This is a genomic window from Mesorhizobium sp. P2_F5 (genome assembly GCF_056403715.1).
Genome location: NZ_JBFUEY010000007.1, coordinates 55,056 through 72,841, shown reverse-complemented (window position 1 = coordinate 72,841; position 17,786 = coordinate 55,056). Strand labels below are relative to the sequence as shown.

Genomic DNA, 17,786 nt, shown 5'->3' with positions numbered 1-17,786 from the left:
TATATATAGCAATATCATAACGGGATATTCGCGTATAATTTGGCGAGTGTTTGCCCCTACACTTGTGGTCTTTTTCGATCCTCTGCAGTATGGCACCCCTGTAGCCGGCCGCATCCCGGATGGGAGGCGCCGCGTCTCTGGCCTGCGAAAGTGCGGGATTGTACCCCCACCAACGGTTCTGAGATCCGCCTGTGCGTTAGACTGTCGGCCCCGTAGCACGATGGAGCCATGTCCGTGGCTTGGGGGTTGGCCTTTAAGGCTGAGCCCCTTGGTCGGCAGAGCTAGTGGTAGAGGTGTTTGAGATCCAACCCCGGATATTCGACCCGGTTGATCATCTCGATGCGCTGACGAAGCATGCCTTGAGGCAGGCTGCCATATTGTTCAGTCATGGAATGGGCTTTGTGGCCAATCAAGAACCCAAATTGTTCATCAAGGTATTCGGCTCGGCGAAGGGCGTCTACAAAGCCGTGCCGGAAGCTGTAGAGCGAAAGCCCTCGTCCGACCTTGACCCCTATCCGCGTCAGATAGCGGCCGAAGTCACGTGAGAAGTCGGCGACCATCTGGCCGCGCTGGTTTCGGACGGCCTTCGGGAATAGGCGGGTCTCAGCGTTCGCCTTCATGCGTTCACAGTAGGTAATGAAGCCGAGGGCGACCAGTTGCGGGTGCACCGGAACGACGCGCATTGAGCCCTTAGTCTTGGTCGATTTGCCTCCGCCGCCTTCCGTGGTGATATGGATTATCCATGAGCCGTGATGCTCTCGCACGTCCTCGACATGGAGCTGGGCGATCTCTGCCGGCCGCGCCCCGCTGTAGAGCATCACCAGCGGCAACCAGTAGCGGTGATCGCGAACAGCGTGATTGCCCGCAAGGTGCCAGTCGTCATCGTTTTGGCATCCGGTGAACAGCGGCGATGCAAACAGCGTATTCATTTGGTCGGAGGAGAACGGCTTTTGCGATCGCTTCGCTTTGTCGACCTTCTGCGAGAAACCGTCGACAGGATTGCGGTCGAGATACTCGTTGTGGGCAAGCCATTCGCAGAACGCGCCAAGCGATGAGAGGTACCGATTCACGGTGCGATCTGTGATAGCCGGCTTCTTGACCAAGACGTTGGCCTCAATAACCTGCTTCATGGTCATGCCGCGGAAGGCAGTGATTTCGGCAGCCTTCACCGGATAGTCCATCAAGAGCGCCTTCCAGTTGCGAACTGACTTCTTGTCGATCTTGGAAGCTGGAATATCGCCTGTCGTCCCGGCAAACAGCTTAACGTCGCGCCGGGCTTGCGTCAGCGTGTCCTGGCTGATGCCTTTGGAGTTCTCACGCGAATACGTGTCATAGAGGTCCATGATGCCTGCGCCCGCTTCAACGACCACAGCTTCCGGCTCTACATCGATCAATAGCGGGTGCTTCGGCGTCCCGGTAAAATCACCGCCATCGCGCTCATCTTGCCTGCTGCGGGCTTCATAGGTGGACGCACAGAGTGCTTGCGCGATTGTCCGCCACTCCTCGCTGCCTTTCGGCGATCGCTGGCCTAGCGCTGCCATGTGATGGTCGACGCGAGCGCCAACGATCTCTTCAAGCTGGTCGTCGGAAAGGATACCGGAATAGCCATCGCGGAACCGGCGGGCTTCGTCATAGTCGACACCGATTTGCGCCCAACGGTGATCGGCTTCACGTAGCTCAGCGTCGAAGGCGATCTGAGACTTGTAGTCGCGCATAGCTATCTGTGCTACCGACAACGGCTGGCGCTGCTCTATGGCTATCGCTGATTGACGGCGGGCTTCGCTAAACAGGCGATCCCACTCATCTAAGATCGGACGCACGAGACGTTTCGCTTCGCGCGGGTCTTTTGTGCGCAGCGACCTGTCCATGGTCTTTCTGTTCATGATCGGCTGCAAATCGAGTGGCACCGCGACCTGTGCATAGTAGGTCGAGCCACGTCTTTTGATATGTGAGGTTTGGGGCAATTTATCCGATCTGACGGGTGCAACTTAGGTCACCGGTCTAGGTCAGTTATGCGCCTGAAACTAAAGTTAAAGCAATAGGTTGTGGAAATTCATTTACTTAGGCAGCGCTGGATTAATGTCCTGGCGCCCCAGCCAATTCACATGCCTTTTGAAATCAATGATTTACAGATGCCATGAATGGCTGCCGTCAGGGGCTATCCGAGTCCCCACGCGACCCGACTCCATCCACAGAGCCGGGCCGTGCGAAGAGGATCAGTAGTCGTTGTCGTCCTGGATGATAACGCGATGATGCCGATGGTATCGATGATACCAATGATGGCGACTCTCGATCGAGCCAGTCACGATAACAGTATCCGGGCGGTGGTGTCTGCGGCCGTGGTCGTAAAAGGCAACCGTGCCGTGTCTACGATGATGAAGTCGTTGGCCCTGGTCATTGATGATCTTGACGTTCTTGTGATGATGTCGATGGTGGGTTGTGATGATGACGTCGGCTTCGGCTGCCGACGCTATCGCCGGCATCGCCATGAACAGCGCCAAAGCGCTCACGATCATTGTTTTCATTGCAATATCTCCATCTGCTAATTATCCCTTCGCGGGGATAACCGCGTCCCATCCCTTTGGTTCCGAGGGCCATCGTCGGTGCGCGCGCCGCGATCAGTGACGGCTGCTCCGCTCAACACGGCATGTCGAAAGGGGGAATTGCGACACTAGGTCTTGTTGGCAACTTCTGGTGGAGACACTCTTTCAAAGCCGACCACGAGGAGTTGCGCAACTCGACAAAGGAGCGCTGTGCACGACCCTCTATGTCGTCGCGTTCGATCTGCTGATCCGTGGTGTGAAGCATCTGTCTTGCGAGGAAGACCGTTGGCTTTTCAGGACTTCCGAGAGGACCACCAATCAGGCCGTCTCAGATCCCGTAAGAAAGCGCAAAGTAGACCACCGGTGCCAAGATCAGCAAAATCCCCATCGCGATAAGCACGGCGATTCCCAAGCGCTCTGTTCGCCTGACAAGGTCAGCGACCTTGTCGTCGTCAGCCGACGGTATGAGGTCAAGGATCGAAGAAACTTCCGGGGTATGGGTATGACTGTCATTGTCGTTTGCTGGTCGGGTTGCGCCGTCACGCACTGATCTCTGGACAAAGGTCACTGTTTGCCTCGCTATTGAAACGCACGCCGTTTGGGGTGAACGGAAATCGGGTGCCCGCTAGTCTCTCAGGAATGGCGGGCACCCGATTGACCACCGATGAAGGGACTCATACTCGGCAGCCCGGTCCTAATGTATTGGGAGGGCATAGGTTGCCGCCCTCAGACCTATGGCTCAGGCACCAAGACTTCAGTCATAACCCTGATCGGACCTTAGTCCGCCGGCCGACGAAAGGGATGGCGGTCATTTGTTTCGTCGCAGAAAAATGCGGGAACGTTAGTAGGCTCTAACGAGTTCACTCCCAGCAACAGATTTCGGGAGAGATATCGTGAACAATATAATTTGGCTCGTCGGAGCAGTAGTGATCGTGATTGCGATACTGAGCTTCCTTGGCTTCCGATGAACGTGGCGTCTGCCGGTCGGCGACAAAACACGAAATCGTTCGCGACACACTTTTTTGGGTTGATGCGTTTGAGTTGGGGGCGCCATGCGTCCCATCGTCTTTCATCAACCGAAGTTGCGCGTTGATCCGACAAGCGGCCGTCAGTTCGTCTTGCGGCCAAAGGCCCGGGCGGCGCGTCCAAACAGGCCGGAGATCGCCTCCGTCGTTTTGGTCGGTGACGGTTTCTCAGACACCGGTTGATTTTTGCGATCGGAGGCCATGGCCATGAGCACCTTGTAGGCATCGAAATTCGCGGTCGGCCGGGCGCTTTGCATTCTTTGCTGGGTCAGCACGGAGCATGTGGGCTTGCCGTTCGCGTCGAGGATCTCGCCCATGGTCAACTTCTTGGTGAAACCGAAAAGATCCCAGACCGCGTAACGGACGGCGTTCGCGTCGTAGGCGCCACTGCCGGCCTTGGCATGGATCTCCATCAATTTGGGGATCAGAAAATGCGCCTTGCCCGCATCCGTTTCGCCTTCATAGGGCAGCGTGCTCCAGTCCGATTTTATCAAGGTCGATCTGAGTTCGGCACTTTCCCGCCACAGCGCGACGACGGTTGCCGGATCGACGAAGGCCGGCACGTAATTGCCTTTGACATTGTGGGCGATCCCCTGCCCGTCCAGCAGCTCCTTGCATTCCGGGACGAGCCAGACGGCCTTCGGCAAGATCGACTGCATTTCGAAGTCGTAGTTCAGGTCCACCGCAAGCCTCCCCGTCGCCTTGACGTAGCGTCAGTCTCTCAGCTTGCGCTTAAGTTTCCCTCTCCGCCGGCACGCAAATCCCTCCGAATGCGCGGCGGGCAGTTTGCGTTTTGGATTTATGGCGGCTCCCGGCAATCAGCCCTTTGCCACCTTCGCCATCCATTCCGACCGGTACCAGTCGACAAATTTCTTCAGGCCGTCCTCGATCGAAACGCTTGGCCTGAAGCCGAAATCGCGCTCCAGTGCCGTCATGTCGGCATAGGTCTGTTCGACGTCGCTGGTCTGCATCGGCTCGCTGTTGCGGATGGCGGTGACGCCGAGCAGACGCTCCAGCGTGGCGATGAAATCGTTTAGCCGCTCGGGCCGATTGTTGCCGACATTGTAGAGCCGGCATGGCGGCGCCTCGACCGGCGGCTTGTCGAGCACGGCGGCAATGGCGCGCACGACATCGTCGATATAGGTGAAATCGCGCCACATCTCGCCATCGTTGAAGACCCGGATCGGCCTGCCCTCGAGCATCGCCTGGGTGAACAGCCAGTAGGCCATGTCGGGCCGGCCCCAGGGACCGTAGACGGTGAAGAAGCGCAGGCCGGTCAGCGGCAGGCCGAAGAGATGAGCGTAGGTATGGCTCATTAGCTCGTCGGCCTTCTTGGTGGCGGCGTAGAGCGAGACCGGCCTGTCGACCTGATCGGTCTCCGAGAACGGCACCTTGCGGTTGCCGCCATAGACCGAACTCGACGAGGCGTAGACCAGGTGCTCGAAGCCGGCTGTTGCGCGGCAGAATTCGAGCACTTCGAGATGACCAACGACGTTGGAACGGACATAGAGCCGGGGATTGTCGAGCGAATGGCGCACGCCCGCTTGTGCTGCCAGATGCACGACCTTGACGATGCCTTGTCCGGCCAGCGCATCGGCGAGCGCTCCGGGCTCGGCGATGTCGAGCTGGTGAAAGGAAAAGTCCTTGTGCGGCGTGAGGCGGGCGAGCCGGCCCTCCTTCAGCGCCAGGTCGTAATAGTCGTTCATGTTGTCGACGCCGACGACCGCCTCGCCACGGTTCAGCAGATGATGGCAGACATGGCTTCCGATGAACCCCGCGGCTCCGGTGACGAGTACAGGCAACAACGTTCTCCAGGCACATGACCAAGCCAGCCATCAGGGGCGATTGGCTGCATTCCATTGCTGCTATAATCGAAAGCCGTGATTGAGGCCACTGGCGACTAAAATCAGTAGAGCATGATGTCGTCCGAAAACCGCTTCACACTTTTCGGCATCATGCTCTGACGCGTCAGCTCGCCTCGCGCATCGCCTCGGCGGCCTGCAGATCGACCGACACCAGCTGGCTGACGCCCTGCTCGGCCATGGTCACGCCGAACAGGCGGTTCATGCGCGCCATGGTGATCGGATTGTGCGTGATGATGACGAAGCGCGTCTCGGTGGTGGCGGCCATTTCGTCCATCAGGTTGCAGAAGCGCTCGACATTGTGATCGTCGAGCGGTGCGTCGACTTCGTCGAGCACGCAGATCGGCGCCGGATTGGTCAGGAACACGGCAAAGATCAGCGACATCGCCGTCAGCGCCTGTTCGCCGCCGGACAGCAGCGTCATCGTCTGCGGCTTCTTGCCGGGGGGGCGCGCGAGAATTTCGAGCCCGGCCTCGAGCGGATCGTCGGATTCGATCAGCTGCAGCTCGGCCGTGCCGCCACCGAACAGATGCGAGAACAGCCGCTGGAAATGGCCGTTGACGACATCGAAAGCGGCGAGCAGCCGTTCGCGGCCCTCGCGGTTCAGGCTCTGGATCGCTTGCCTCAGCTTGCGGATCGCCTCGATGATGTCCTCGCGCTCGGAAACGATGGTCTCCAGCCGGTCGGACAATTCCTTCTGCTCTTCCTCGGCGCGCAGGTTGACGGCGCCGAGCCGTTCGCGCTCGACCTTCAGCCGGTCGAGCTGGCGTTCGATCTCGGCCATTTCCGGCATCGGGCTGTCGGCTTCCAGACCGGTGTGGCGGATGACCAGATGCGGCGGCGTGTTCAGCGTTTCCTGGATGCGCGCCTCGACCTCCAGCCGGCGTTCGTCGGCAGCGGTCAACCGCTCTTCGGCGCGGACGCGGGTTTCGCGGGAATCGGCCAGCGACTGGATCGCGGAGGTTGCCGCCTTGTCCAGCTCGGCCTGCTTGTTCTCGGCCTCCTGCAAACGGTCGGCCGCCGCCTTGCGCAAGGTCTCGGCCTCGGTCAGCTGCGACAGCAGCGCGCGCCGCCTGGCGTCGATTTCGTCGGGAGCGTCGGCCAGTGTCTCGCGCTCGGCCTCGGCTTCGGCCCTGCGCTCGCCGAGCGAGGCGATCTGGGTGGAGGCGTTTTCGGCCCGCTGCAGCCAGCTGCTGCGCTCGGCGCCGATGGCGTCGAGCCGGCGCGTGCGCGCCTCGGCTTCGCGGCGCAGGCCCTCATGGACGGCGCGCGCGTCGGCAAGGGTTGCGCGGTCCCTGCCGACATTGGCGGCGGATTGTTCGAGCTGCAATTGCAGGTCGCCGAGATCGGGCGCGTCCTGCAGCAGCATTTCGGCCTCGGCAAAGGCGGCGGCCGTCTCTTCATGGCTGTCGACGATGCGCGCGCGCGCCTCGTCCAGTGCGGCGCGACGGCTTGCCAGTTCGCCGCCGGCCTTTTCGGCCTCGGCCAGTGCGTTGCGGGCGGCGTCCAGCCCGTGCTGGGCATCGCGTCCGGCCTGGCGGGCATTGCGCTCGGCCTCGCTCGCCTGGCGCAGCGCCTGTTCGGCCTGGGCAAGGGCACCTTCCGCCTCGCGCACGATCTGTGTTGCCTGCACCGCCTCGGCGTCAAGCTCGGCCAGCCGGTTCTTCTGCGCCAGCCTTTGCGCGGCCGCGGTCGGCGCATCGGCGCTGGCGGTCAGGCCATCCCAACGCCACAGCGCGCCGTCGCGGCTGACCAGCCGCTGGCCGGGCGCAAGCAGTGCCTGCAGCCGGCGGCCGTCGGCAGCATCGACAATACCGATCTGCGCCAGCCTTCGGCCAAGCTGCGAAGGCGCGCGCACGACACTGGCGAGGCTCTTGATGCCTTCAGGCAGAGCCGCATCACCTGATTGAACCTGACTTTCGCCCCAATGCACCGGCGCGCTGCGGTCGAGCGGCACGTCGAGGTCTTCGCCGAGCGCAGCACCAAGCGCCGTCTCGTAGCCGCGTTCGACGCTGAGCTGTTCGAGTACCGATGGGAAAAGATCGCCACTGGCGGCATTCAGGATCTTGGCCAGCGTGCGGGCTTCGGTCTCGATCCCGGCCAGTTCCGCCCTGGCGTCCTGCAGCGGCGGACGGGCGGCACTCTCAGCAGCACGAGCCTCGACAACCGCCTGTTCGGCGGCAATGGCGCCGGCCTCGGTTTCCTCAAGTCGGGCAAGCGCGTCCTCGACCAGGGCGCGCTTCTCGGCGGGGTCGGGCAAGCCGGCGACCTTGGAGATGATCTCGGACAGTTCGCGGTCGACGTCGGCCAGCTGCCGGCCAAAACGGTCGCGGCGTTCGGCGGTTTCGCGCAGCGTGCGCTCGATCTGGTTGCGCGAGGCCGCGGCCTCGGCCCGTTCGGCGGTCAGCGCGGCGAGCCTGGCTTCACTCTGGACGAGCGTGGCGCCGGCCTGTTCGAAAGCGGCCCGCGTGGTGGCCTCGCGTTCGGCGGCGCCGGCGTTTTCGGAATTGAGCGTCGCCTCTTCCTCGCGCAGGCGCTCAAGGATGTCGGCATTGTCGCGCACCATGCGTTCTTCGCGGGCGATGTCGCCGTCGAGCTGCTGCAGCCGGCGCTCGAGTTCGGCCTGGCGGGCGCGGATGCGGCCGGCCTCCTCCTCGATCTGCGCTCTGGCGATCGACAGGCGTTGGAAGGCGGCGGCGGCGGCCGCTTCGGCGTCGCGCAGGTCGGGCAGCCGGTGCGCGCCGATGCCTTGCTCCCTGGCGGCGTTCATCTGCGCCGAGGCGCGGTCGCCGACCAAAGCGGTGGCAACGGCAAGCGCCGAGCGGGCCTCGCCCTCCTGGGTCTTGGCCAGCGTCCAGCGCAGATGCAAGAGCGTGGCTTCCGCCTTGCGGATATCGGCCGACAGGTTCTTGAAGCGCGAGGCCTGGCGCGCCTGGCGCTTCAGGCTTTCGATCTGGCTCTCCAGTTCGCCGACGACGTCGTCGAGCCGCTCCAGATTCTGCTCGGCAGCCTTCAGCCGCAGCTCGGCTTCGTGCCGGCGCGTGTGCAGGCCGGAAATACCCGCGGCTTCTTCAAGCAGGGCGCGGCGCGCCTGCGGCTTGGCCTGAATCAGCTCGCCGATGCGGCCCTGGCCGACCATCGAGGGCGAGCGCGCGCCGGTCGACTGGTCGGCGAACAGAAGCTGTACGTCCTTGGCGCGGGCTTCCTTGCCGTTGATGCGGTAGAGCGAGCCGGCCTCGCGCTCGATGCGGCGCGACACCTGCAATTCATCGGCGTCGTTGAAAGCGGCGGGCGCGGTGCGGTCGCTGTTGTCGAGGAACAGCGTGACTTCGGCGGTGTTGCGCGCGGGGCGCGTTCCCGAACCGGAAAAGATCACGTCGTCCATGCCGGACGCGCGCATGTTCTTGTACGAGCTTTCGCCCATCACCCAGCGCATCGCCTCGACAAGGTTCGACTTGCCGCAGCCATTCGGCCCGACGATACCGGTCAGGCCGCGTTCGATGACGAACTCGCCGGGTTCGACGAAGGACTTGAAGCCGAGGAGGCGAAGGCGCGAAAACTTCATTCGCGCCAGCCTACAGGACACAGAGGTGCGCAGACGCCAAAGCGCAGTCGCTCCGGCGTCGCCTGGACGTCAGAGCAGAGGGTCGATGATGGCCGACATTTCCTCAATCGACATCGCACCTTTGTAGGTCTTTCCGTTGATGAAGAAGGTCGGCGTCGAGTCGACCTTGAATTCATCGGCGCCGCGCTTCTGGACCGATCTCACATCGTCCAGAAGTTTCTGGTCCGTCAAGCAGGCCTCGAAGGACTCCTGTGTAAAACCGGCGAGCTTGGAGATCTGCAGCAGGGCATCCTTGGTATTGTTGACGCCGACCCAGTTGGGCTGCTGCTTGAATAGCACGTCGACCATCGGGAAATAATTGTCCTTTGAACAGCGCGCCAGCATGAAACCGGCCTCGGCGCTCGGATCGAACGGGAATTCGCGCAGGATGTAGCGCGCTTTGCCGGTGTCGATGTATTTGGTCTTCAACTCCGGGAAGGTGGTCGCGGCGAAATGCGCGCAATGCGGGCAGGTCATCGAGGCATATTCGACGATGGTGACCTTGGCGTCGTCCTTGCCGAGCTGCTTGTCGGGCAGAGCGCCGGGCTTCAGCAGCTCCGCCATGTTGACGTCGCCCGTCGAGTCCGGCGCCTTGGCGGCGGCCGGCGTGGCAGGCGTCGCAGCAGGCACGGCTGGCGCCGCAGGCTTCACGTCCGCAGCCTTGGCGTCCTCGCCGGAATCGCTGCATGCGGCGAGCAGTGCCACTGCCGGAATGGCTGCCAGCGAAGACAGGAGGTTTCTGCGGGACAAGCTACGGTTCATGCGAATCACCTGACAATGGTTGGATTTTGCAATGCAAAGGCTAGAAAAGGCGAGAGTTGGCGGGAATTAAGGCATCGCTGTCCCCATTCCAATCGCCTAACTCTATATGCATCATCACGAATGCGCGAGATTGGTGACGGGTTCATGACCGGCCGACTAGCCTGGCCGCTTCCGCTCGCCGAGAATAGTGGCGCCGAGGCGCTCCAGCGAGGCGCGCAGGCCCTCATCCTCGATCTTGCCCACGGTATCGGACAATTTGGCCTTTTCGACAGCCGTCAGCGGCCTGGGAGCCGGTTTCGGCCGGGCTTTCTCTGATAGCACCGGCTTTTGCACGATCCGGATCCTGCCGATCGCATTGAAGCCAAGGAAAGAATTGACGCGGTTGATGATTTCGCCCGTTTCGTGCTGCAGATGGAGTGCCGCCATGCCTTCGCAGGCGATAACCAGCGTCGCCGGCTCGAACGGGTCGTCCTCATGCATACGGCGCGGCCATTGAATTTTTTCCGGGCGCGAATGGCCGGCAAGGCGCGGCCCGGCGATCTCTTCCCACGACTGCACCAGCCCGATCGAAATGCCGGCCCGCTTGCGCAGCACCGGATCGAGGATCTGGGTCGCGAGATCGCTCACCGGAACGGGATTGCCGTAAGGCGTTCTCCCTGCCATGTACGTTCTCCAGCCACGCTCCACACCAGCCTAGAGCCAGCCCGCGATCAATGGCACTGCACGAACAGACCCGCAAGGCCGCATCCGGAGACAGCGCTTCCCGCCTGCTTGCCTGGTACGACGCGCACCACCGCGAGCTGCCGTGGCGCATTGCGCCGCGCGCGGCTGCCGGCGGCGCACGGCCGGATCCCTACCGCATCTGGCTGTCGGAAGTTATGCTGCAGCAGACCACGGTCGAGGCGGTAAAGTCCTATTTTCGCGCCTTCGTCGAGAAATGGCCTGATGTGAAGGCGCTGGCCGCGGCGCCGACCGAGGATGTGATGAAGGCCTGGGCCGGGCTCGGCTATTATTCGCGGGCGCGGAACCTCAAGGCCTGCGCCGATCTCGTTGCCGCGCAGGGCGGGCGCTTTCCCGACAATGAAGCGGGATTGAGGGAATTGCCGGGCATCGGCGCCTATACGGCGGCGGCGATCGCGGCAATCGCCTTCGACCGCCCGGCGGCGGTCGTCGACGGCAATGTCGAACGTGTCATCTCGCGGCTCTATTCGATCGAAACGCCGCTCAGCGAGGCCAAGCCTGAAATTCGCGCGCTGGTCGAAAAACTGGTTCCGCAGACAAGGCCGGGTGACTTCGCACAGGCGATGATGGACCTTGGCGCGACGATCTGCACGCCAAAGCGGCCGCGCTGCATGCTGTGCCCAGTACGCGAGGATTGCAGCGCCATCCTGTCTGGCGATCCCGAGCGCTTCCCGCTCCGCTTGCCCAAGGCCGACAAGCCATTGCGGCGCGGCGCTGCCTTTGTGGCCGAGCGCGCCGACGGCGCCCTCCTGTTGCGCAAGCGACCCGACAAAGGCCTGCTCGGTGGCATGACCGAGGTGCCGACCACCGGCTGGACCGCGCGGGTGGACGGCGCGACGACGACAGACGCCGCTCCCTTCCCCGCCGACTGGCGGCGCGCCGGTGAGATCGCGCATGTCTTCACCCATTTCGCGCTCGAACTCGAAGTCTTTCACGCCCACATGAGAGGTGACGCCCCGGAAGGGCATTTCTGGTCGCTGGCCCATGACATTTCCGGGGAAGCGCTGCCAACCGTCATGAAAAAGGTAATCGAAGTGGCGATACCGGGAGCGACCAAGAAACACCGCCCGCATTGAATCGCATCGCATTGAAAGGCCAGACATGCCTGAAATCCGCCACATCGTGTTCGACATCGGCCGCGTGCTGATCCACTACGATCCGAACATTCCGTTCAGCCGCCTGATCCCGGATGCGCAGGAGCGCAAGTGGTTCTTCGACAATGTCTGCACGCATGACTGGAACATCGAGCAGGACCGCGGCCGGACATGGGAAGAGGCGGAAGCACTGCTGATCGCGGAGCACCCCGATCATGCTGAAAACATCCGTAATTTCCGCCGCCACTGGCACGAGATGGTGCCGCATGCCTATGAGGACAGCGTCGCCATCATGCTGGGCCTGATCGAGAGCGGCCACGACGTAACCATGCTGACCAATTTCGCCGCCGACACGCTTGCCGAGGCAAGGCAGCGTTTCGACTTCCTCAGCCGCCCGCGCGGCGTCACCGTGTCGGCCGACATCCATGAGATCAAGCCCGACCGCGCCATCTACGATCACCACGTCGCCGCGTTCGGGCTCGAACCATCGGCCACATTGTTCATCGACGACAGCCAGAAAAATGTCGACGGCGCCAAGGCAGCCGGCTGGCAGTCAGTGCTGTTCACGGATGCCAAGACGCTTCGGGCGGATCTTGCGGGGTATGGGATCGCGGTGTGAGCGGTGGAGAGCTCCGGAGGTAGGCACTCTACGGCGCCCCCCTCTGGCCTGCCGGCCATCTCCCCCTCAAGGGGGGAGATCAGCGGCGTCTGCGGCCGCTCTCACCTTGCAATGTCAAAAATTGGCGAAAGCAATGACGACAGCTGATCTCCCCCCTTGAGGGGGAGATGCCCGGCAGGGCAGAGGGGGGCCGCCGTAGAGCGCCGACTTCCTGGCCTCAGGCCCCTGCCCGCTCCATGCCGAGCCTTGCGATACGGCGCAGTTCGTCGATCGGGGTCAGGCCGCCGCTGCGCTCATAGTGCCAGAAGGTCCAGCCGTTGCAGGCGTCCAGCCCCTGCACCTCGGCGCCGATCTTGTGGATCGAGCCTGCGCTGTCGCCGATTGCCACCGTGCCGTCGGCGCGCACCCTGGCCGCCCAGCGCTTCTTGGCATCATAGAGCGTGGCGCCGGGCTGCATCAGCCCGGTGTCGAGAAGGCTGACAAAGGCGACGCGCGGCTCGGCGCGCTTGCCGGTGAGCACGGTGAGATCAGCGCTTTCCAGCGGCCGCACGGCGTCGATGCGCTCATTGGCGGCGTCGATATAGGCCTGCTCGCGCTCGATGCCGACGAAATGGCGGCCGAGGCGCTTGGCGACGGCGCCGGTGGTGCCGGAGCCGAAGAACGGGTCGAGCACGATGTCGCCCGGCTTGGTCGAGGCCATCATGATGCGGGCAAGCAGCGCTTCCGGCTTCTGCGTCGGATGCAGCTTGTCGCCATTGTCGTTCTTCAGCCGCTCGCCGCCCGTGCAGATCGGAAACAGCCAGTCGGAACGCATCTGGATGTCGTCGTTGGAGGCCTTCATGGCTTCGTAGTTGAAGGTGTAGCCCTTGCCCTTCTGGTCGCGCGAGGCCCAGATCATGGTCTCATGTGCATTCTGGAAGCGGCGGCCGCGGAAATTCGGCATCGGATTGGTCTTGCGCCAGACGACATCGTTGAGGATCCAGAAGCCCAGATCCTGCATCTTGGCGCCGACGCGGAAGATGTTGTGGTAGGAGCCGATGACCCAGATGGTGCCGTTGGGCTTCAGCACGCGGCGCGCAGCCAGCAGCCAGGCGCGGGTGAAGGCGTCGTAAGCCTCGAAACTCTCGAACTGGTCCCAGTCATCGTCGACGGCATCGACCTTGGACTGGTCGGGGCGGTGCAGATCGCCATCGAGCTGCAGATTGTAGGGCGGATCGGCGAAGATGACGTCGATGGATTTTTCCGGCAGTCGGTCGAGTGCGGCGACGCAATCGCCCTTGAGGATCGTGTCCAGCCACTCGGATTGCTGGGGAGCGTGAGAAAGGTCGTCGAGAAGACGCACGGCAGACATGTTTACACCCAAAGCACGCGTTACTGTTTACTCCCCGTTATGGTTACCGATCAGCGTAAATATTCGGTGAAGGGCGAAATCGGCCCGGCATCCCTGAGTTCGTTAATTTGCGCAGCCCGGTCCGTTGGTGTATGTCGCGCCGCTTGAGCCCTGCCGGGCCTCCATCACCCTTCCCTCGTTCCGGATTGCCATGCCCCAGCCAGATCTTGTCATCTTCGATTGCGACGGCGTGCTCGTCGATTCCGAAATCATCGCAGCCCGCGTCGAGGCCGAACTGCTGACACTCGCCGGCTTCGAAATATCGGCCGAGGAGATCGCCGAAAGCTATGCCGGGTTGACCTTCAAGGACATCATGATGCGGGTCGAGGCGAAGTCGGCGATCCCGTTCCAGGCCTCGATGATCGACCGCGCCGAAGAGCTCGTCGACCGCAAATTGCGCAGCGATGTGCGCGCCATCGACGGCGCGCGCGAGGCGGTGGCGGCGGTCACCGCGCCGCGCTGCGTGTGCTCGAACTCGCGCTCCGAGCGGATCGAATTCATGCTGGAGAAGGTTGGCCTGCTGCCGTTCTTCGCCGGCCGGATTTTTTCGGCGCTGGAGATACCAAGCAAGAAGACCAAGCCCGCCCCGGACGTATTCCTGGTCGCGGCGGAAAAACTCAACGCCGATCCGGCAAACACGTTCGTCATCGAGGATTCCGTGCACGGCGTCGCCGGCGCCAGGGCCGCCGGCATGCGCGTGATCGGATTTACCGGGGCCGCGCACAGCTATCCCGGCCATGCCGATGCGTTGACCGAGGCCGGCGCCGAAACGGTCATCCGCCGCTGGGCTGAACTGAAAAGCGTGATTGCCGCTTTGTCGGAGTGGTCGGACGCCTGACCTTACTCCTTGGCTTTGACCGGCTTGGCGCGAGCCGGTTTCTTCTTCGCCTGGTTATAGGCGATGGCGGCGCGGACGAGCGCCTTCAGCGCGTCCGCATCGATCTCCTCGCCCTCGGAAACATCGATGGCGCGCCACACCTTGCCGCCAAAGCCGTTGTTGAACAGCCCGTCGGGGTCAGGCAGGCTGGCGCCGTGCGAAAAGGTCAGCTTCACCTTGTCCTTGTGGGCGTTGCCGACTGCGATCATGCCGTCGCGCGACCACACCGGGCTGCCCATCCACTTCCACTCCTCGATGATTTCCGGATCGGCGTCGAGGATGGTCTTGCGCAGGCTGGCCAGCATTTTCCCTCGCCAATCATCCAGCTCCCGGATTCGGGCATCTATCCGCTCGGAGGGAGAGGCGCCTCCCTCGTTCGAAACGCTGGTCTTCATGGTCTCCTCCGTTCACATCTTCTCGCCGGGCAGTTTACTGGCCTGCTTCACCCAGCTGGCAAAGCGGGCTTCATCGATTTCTTCGCCTTCATGGATATCGAGATAGCGCACTTCCTTTTGCTTCGAGCCGCCGGGAGGAATGGGATCCAGCGACATGCCGCGGAAGAAGGCGACCTTGACGTAGTTGGTGAAGCAATGAAGGCTGAGGAACCAGCCCTCGCCTTCGATGCCATAGAGCGGCGAGTTCCATTTGACGGCCTTGTAGACACCGGGGACGGTGTCGGTGATGAGCGCGTCGAGACGGCGCCCAACATCGCTTTTCCAGCCGGGCATGGCCGCGATATAGGCCTGCACCGGGCCATCGCCGTAGCCCTTGGCGATCTGCGGGTTGCCGCCTGAAAGCAGGACCGGTTTCGCCGCGTCCTGCTTTGCAGCCTTCAATTGTCCGGGCGCCTTGGCCATGTCCTATCCTTGCGCGCGCTGCTCGCCGCGCGACCGGGCGACATAGGGCAGCACGAACATGTAGAGCCCGCTGAACAGCAGCAGGAACAACGGCAGCAGCGGCGAATAGACCACCCATGCCGGAGGCTGCCCGAAGGCCATGGTGATGAAATTGGCTGCCACGGTCAGCGTGAAGATGATCGACAGCCAACGGTGGGTTTGGCGAATCCACTTGCTCAAGTTCATTGCCACCTCCTCTTGAAAACGAGCGCTTACCAGCGTGCCAGCTGGGTGATCTGGATGAGATTGCCGCAGCTGTCGTTGAGCTGGGCAATGGTCGAACCGGTCACTTCGGTTGGCGCCATGGCAAACGCGCCGCCGCGCCCCTTGATGCGCTCATAGTCGCCCTTGATGTCGTCGGTGAACAGCATGAGCGCGGGCTGGCCCTGTTTGAAGATGGCCTGCTGGTAGGTTTTGGCGGCCGGGTTGTCGTTGAGCGCGAGTTGCAGTTCGGTTCCCTCGGGTTCATCGGGTGAGATCACGGTCAACCAACGAAAAGGCCCATTGCTGAAGTCGGCCTTCACGGCAAAGCCGAGCACATCGGTGTAAAAACGCAGTGCGTTGTCCTGGTTGTCCACGTAGACGCTGGTCAGCTTGATCTTCATTGATTTCTCCTTCGTGGTCGGTGGCCCCGCGATCAGGGCATGGCGTCGAATTGTGCCGGCAGGCTTCAATCAGGCTTCGCCAGAAGCTGCTCCAGCCTGGTGAGGAATTGCTGCCAGCCGACCCGGGCGCCGCCATAGGCCTGCTTCTGGCTCGGATGGAAGCCCGACTGCTCGACGCGCAGATGGGTTCCCGTGCTGGTGGGCGTGAGCGTGAACGTCACCACGCTCTTCAGATTGTAGGCGGCATCCTCATGGGCAAAATCCCAGCTGTAGGACAGCGTTCTGTTTTGCTCGATGGCGAGGACCTCGCAGTCGAGCACGCCGCCCCAGTCGCCGCGAAGATTGAAGCTGTGGCCGATGACAGGCTTGAAATCGTTCTTCATGAGCCATTCCTCCATCAGATGCGGCTGCGTCAGCGCGCGCCAGATCTTCTCCGCCGGCCAGGATATGTCACGTTCGACGACGACGGTGCGCAACTCGGGATTGCTCACTGATCCATCCTTTTCAGCAGGTTCTCGAGATCATCGAAGCGGCTCTCCCAAAACCCAGTCATCTGAACTGTCCAGTCGGTCAGCGGACCAAGTGCCGCGGGCTGCGCGCTGTAATGGGTCTGCCGTCCGGCGTGGCGGTCGAGCACTAGGCCGGCTTGCTTCAGCACGCCGAGATGCTTCGACACCGCCGGCTGCGAGACGCCGGACTGTGCCGTCAGCGCCCCCACTGTCTGCTCGCCCTGGCGGCACAGGCGCTCGAAGATGGCCCGCCGGGTCGGGTCGGCAAGCGTTCTGAAGAGAGTATCGTGGGCGTCTGGCATCGGGATCAATAACCTGCGAGCTATTGATCGACGTATAACCGCCGAGATATGAATGAGTCAAGTGCGCTGGTGGAATGGATCAGGATCTAAAGCGCTAACGCCAGCCGCCTGCAGGCGCACACCTGCAGGGTTATGATCGGATCGTTTCGATCTTTCAAAGAGTTGACCGCCACCGTCGCAGCAGCGACGGCGCCCAGGCGACGCCTAGTTCGTCGCCGGAGCGCGCTTCTTTTTCTTGCCCGACTTCTTGTCCGCCGCCGCCGGTGCGGTGTCGTCATAGCCGGCATAGACCTGGTAGTCCCTGGCGGAGGGCTCGGGCACGACGACGTTGGAATCGGTGAACACGAACTGGGTGGCGGTCGAGGGATCGCTGACCTGGATCTGATAGGGGTGGATCTGCGAATAAAGCACGTCGGGGCCGTGCATGACGGCGACGCGGATCGGCATGGTGATGGTGCCGGGAGTGAACATCGGTCCCGGCACGATCTTGCCGGCAACGCCAACCTTCATCGTCAACTGGCCGTTTGCACGGCTGCAATCGCGGCTCACATCGCTGATCGAGGCCTGATAGATGATCTTGGTCGGGTCCTTGTTCGGATCGACGATTGTGCCATCCGGCGCCGTCTGCGCGGCGGCAGCGGCCTCGGCGTCCTGCGCGGCGTCAGCCTTTTTCTTTTTTGGCTGCGACGCACCCTTGGCGTAGGTGTTGAAGTAGGCGGTGCCGTCGCGCACCGTCACTTTCGGGCAATAGGCCTGCAGCTGGCTGGCGAGCACCTTGGGGTCCTGCGGCGGTATTGGCGCGTTCGGGTCGGTCTTCTTGCCCAATCCGAGGTTGAGGAGGCCATTGTCGCTCGATTGGCAGCCGGCGGCGGCAAGCATAAAGCCGGTGAGCGCCAGACCCGCGACAAAGCGACGGTCGAACTTGTAAAACGCCATGAAACTGCACTTCCCTCTCGC

At 62.4% G+C, this 17,786-nt stretch carries 19 protein-coding genes; 3 read left to right on the top strand and 16 right to left on the bottom strand.

Annotated elements, in window-relative coordinates; translation table 11 throughout:
* Window positions 1-281 precede the first annotated feature (281 nt).
* The 8 genes from AC1DYO_RS12230 to AC1DYO_RS12195 form a co-directional block, all read right to left on the bottom strand.
* Window positions 282-1,964 carry a DUF6538 domain-containing protein gene (locus AC1DYO_RS12230; protein ID WP_477263455.1) on the bottom strand — a complete coding sequence of 561 codons (1,683 nt, stop codon included), beginning with the start codon at window positions 1,962-1,964 and terminating at the stop codon, window positions 282-284.
* Window positions 1,965-2,216: 252 nt separating this feature from the next.
* Complete coding sequence (locus AC1DYO_RS12225) at window positions 2,217-2,525, bottom strand: hypothetical protein (protein WP_477263454.1); 309 nt, start codon at window positions 2,523-2,525, stop codon at window positions 2,217-2,219.
* 346 nt (window positions 2,526-2,871) lie between these two features.
* Complete coding sequence (locus AC1DYO_RS12220; protein ID WP_477263452.1) at window positions 2,872-3,111, bottom strand: hypothetical protein; 240 nt, start codon at window positions 3,109-3,111, stop codon at window positions 2,872-2,874.
* A 540-nt stretch (window positions 3,112-3,651) separates the two neighbouring features.
* Window positions 3,652-4,251 (bottom strand): hypothetical protein, encoded by a 600-nt coding sequence (locus AC1DYO_RS12215; RefSeq protein ID WP_477263450.1) that lies wholly within the window; start codon window positions 4,249-4,251, stop codon window positions 3,652-3,654.
* Window positions 4,252-4,386: 135 nt separating this feature from the next.
* Complete coding sequence (locus tag AC1DYO_RS12210; RefSeq protein WP_477263448.1) at window positions 4,387-5,370, bottom strand: NAD-dependent epimerase/dehydratase family protein; 984 nt, start codon at window positions 5,368-5,370, stop codon at window positions 4,387-4,389.
* Between the two features lie 166 nt (window positions 5,371-5,536).
* The gene (gene smc / locus AC1DYO_RS12205) at window positions 5,537-8,995 is read right to left on the bottom strand and encodes a chromosome segregation protein SMC (RefSeq protein WP_477263446.1); all 3,459 of its coding nucleotides are present in this window, start codon (window positions 8,993-8,995) and stop codon (window positions 5,537-5,539) included.
* A gap of 69 nt (window positions 8,996-9,064) precedes the next feature.
* On the bottom strand, window positions 9,065-9,796 hold the full coding sequence (locus AC1DYO_RS12200; protein ID WP_477263444.1) for a DsbA family protein: 732 nt from the start codon (window positions 9,794-9,796) through the stop codon (window positions 9,065-9,067).
* A 156-nt stretch (window positions 9,797-9,952) separates the two neighbouring features.
* Window positions 9,953-10,459: a DUF721 domain-containing protein gene (locus AC1DYO_RS12195; RefSeq protein WP_477263442.1), complete on the bottom strand. Its 507-nt coding sequence runs from the start codon at window positions 10,457-10,459 to the stop codon at window positions 9,953-9,955.
* A 50-nt stretch (window positions 10,460-10,509) separates the two neighbouring features.
* On the opposite strand from AC1DYO_RS12195, the gene mutY reads away from it, so the two are divergent.
* Window positions 10,510-11,613: an A/G-specific adenine glycosylase gene (gene mutY / locus AC1DYO_RS12190; RefSeq protein ID WP_477263440.1), complete on the top strand. Its 1,104-nt coding sequence runs from the start codon at window positions 10,510-10,512 to the stop codon at window positions 11,611-11,613.
* Window positions 11,614-11,638: 25 nt separating this feature from the next.
* A complete protein-coding gene (locus tag AC1DYO_RS12185; protein ID WP_477263438.1) occupies window positions 11,639-12,250 on the top strand; it encodes an HAD family hydrolase in 612 nt (203 codons plus the stop codon).
* Between the two features lie 217 nt (window positions 12,251-12,467).
* Here AC1DYO_RS12185 and AC1DYO_RS12180 read toward each other — a convergent pair whose 3' ends face one another.
* Window positions 12,468-13,601, bottom strand: coding sequence for a DNA methyltransferase (locus AC1DYO_RS12180; protein WP_477263436.1), 1,134 nt, complete (start codon window positions 13,599-13,601; stop codon window positions 12,468-12,470).
* A 190-nt stretch (window positions 13,602-13,791) separates the two neighbouring features.
* On the opposite strand from AC1DYO_RS12180, the gene AC1DYO_RS12175 reads away from it, so the two are divergent.
* Window positions 13,792-14,478 carry an HAD family hydrolase gene (locus AC1DYO_RS12175; RefSeq protein ID WP_436258892.1) on the top strand — a complete coding sequence of 229 codons (687 nt, stop codon included), beginning with the start codon at window positions 13,792-13,794 and terminating at the stop codon, window positions 14,476-14,478.
* A 2-nt stretch (window positions 14,479-14,480) separates the two neighbouring features.
* On the opposite strand, the gene AC1DYO_RS12170 is transcribed toward AC1DYO_RS12175, so the two are convergent.
* The 7 genes from AC1DYO_RS12170 to AC1DYO_RS12140 all read right to left on the bottom strand — a co-directional run bounded on the left by AC1DYO_RS12170 (window position 14,481) and on the right by AC1DYO_RS12140 (window position 17,765).
* A complete protein-coding gene (locus tag AC1DYO_RS12170; RefSeq protein WP_477263434.1) occupies window positions 14,481-14,912 on the bottom strand; it encodes a DUF1801 domain-containing protein in 432 nt (143 codons plus the stop codon).
* 12 nt (window positions 14,913-14,924) lie between these two features.
* Window positions 14,925-15,374 carry a DUF1801 domain-containing protein gene (locus AC1DYO_RS12165; protein ID WP_477263432.1) on the bottom strand — a complete coding sequence of 150 codons (450 nt, stop codon included), beginning with the start codon at window positions 15,372-15,374 and terminating at the stop codon, window positions 14,925-14,927.
* A gap of 3 nt (window positions 15,375-15,377) precedes the next feature.
* Complete coding sequence (locus AC1DYO_RS12160; RefSeq protein ID WP_477263430.1) at window positions 15,378-15,599, bottom strand: hypothetical protein; 222 nt, start codon at window positions 15,597-15,599, stop codon at window positions 15,378-15,380.
* A 26-nt stretch (window positions 15,600-15,625) separates the two neighbouring features.
* The gene (locus AC1DYO_RS12155) at window positions 15,626-16,018 is read right to left on the bottom strand and encodes a VOC family protein (protein WP_477263428.1); all 393 of its coding nucleotides are present in this window, start codon (window positions 16,016-16,018) and stop codon (window positions 15,626-15,628) included.
* A 65-nt stretch (window positions 16,019-16,083) separates the two neighbouring features.
* Entirely contained in the window at window positions 16,084-16,509 is a 426-nt protein-coding gene (locus tag AC1DYO_RS12150; protein ID WP_477263426.1) for an SRPBCC family protein, read from the bottom strand.
* On the bottom strand, window positions 16,506-16,829 hold the full coding sequence (locus tag AC1DYO_RS12145) for an ArsR/SmtB family transcription factor (RefSeq protein ID WP_181058304.1): 324 nt from the start codon (window positions 16,827-16,829) through the stop codon (window positions 16,506-16,508). The genes AC1DYO_RS12150 and AC1DYO_RS12145 overlap by 4 nt, the downstream gene beginning before the upstream one ends.
* Window positions 16,830-17,033: 204 nt before the next feature.
* Entirely contained in the window at window positions 17,034-17,765 is a 732-nt protein-coding gene (locus AC1DYO_RS12140) for a hypothetical protein (protein WP_477263424.1), read from the bottom strand.
* Between the last annotated feature and the right edge of the window lie 21 nt (window positions 17,766-17,786).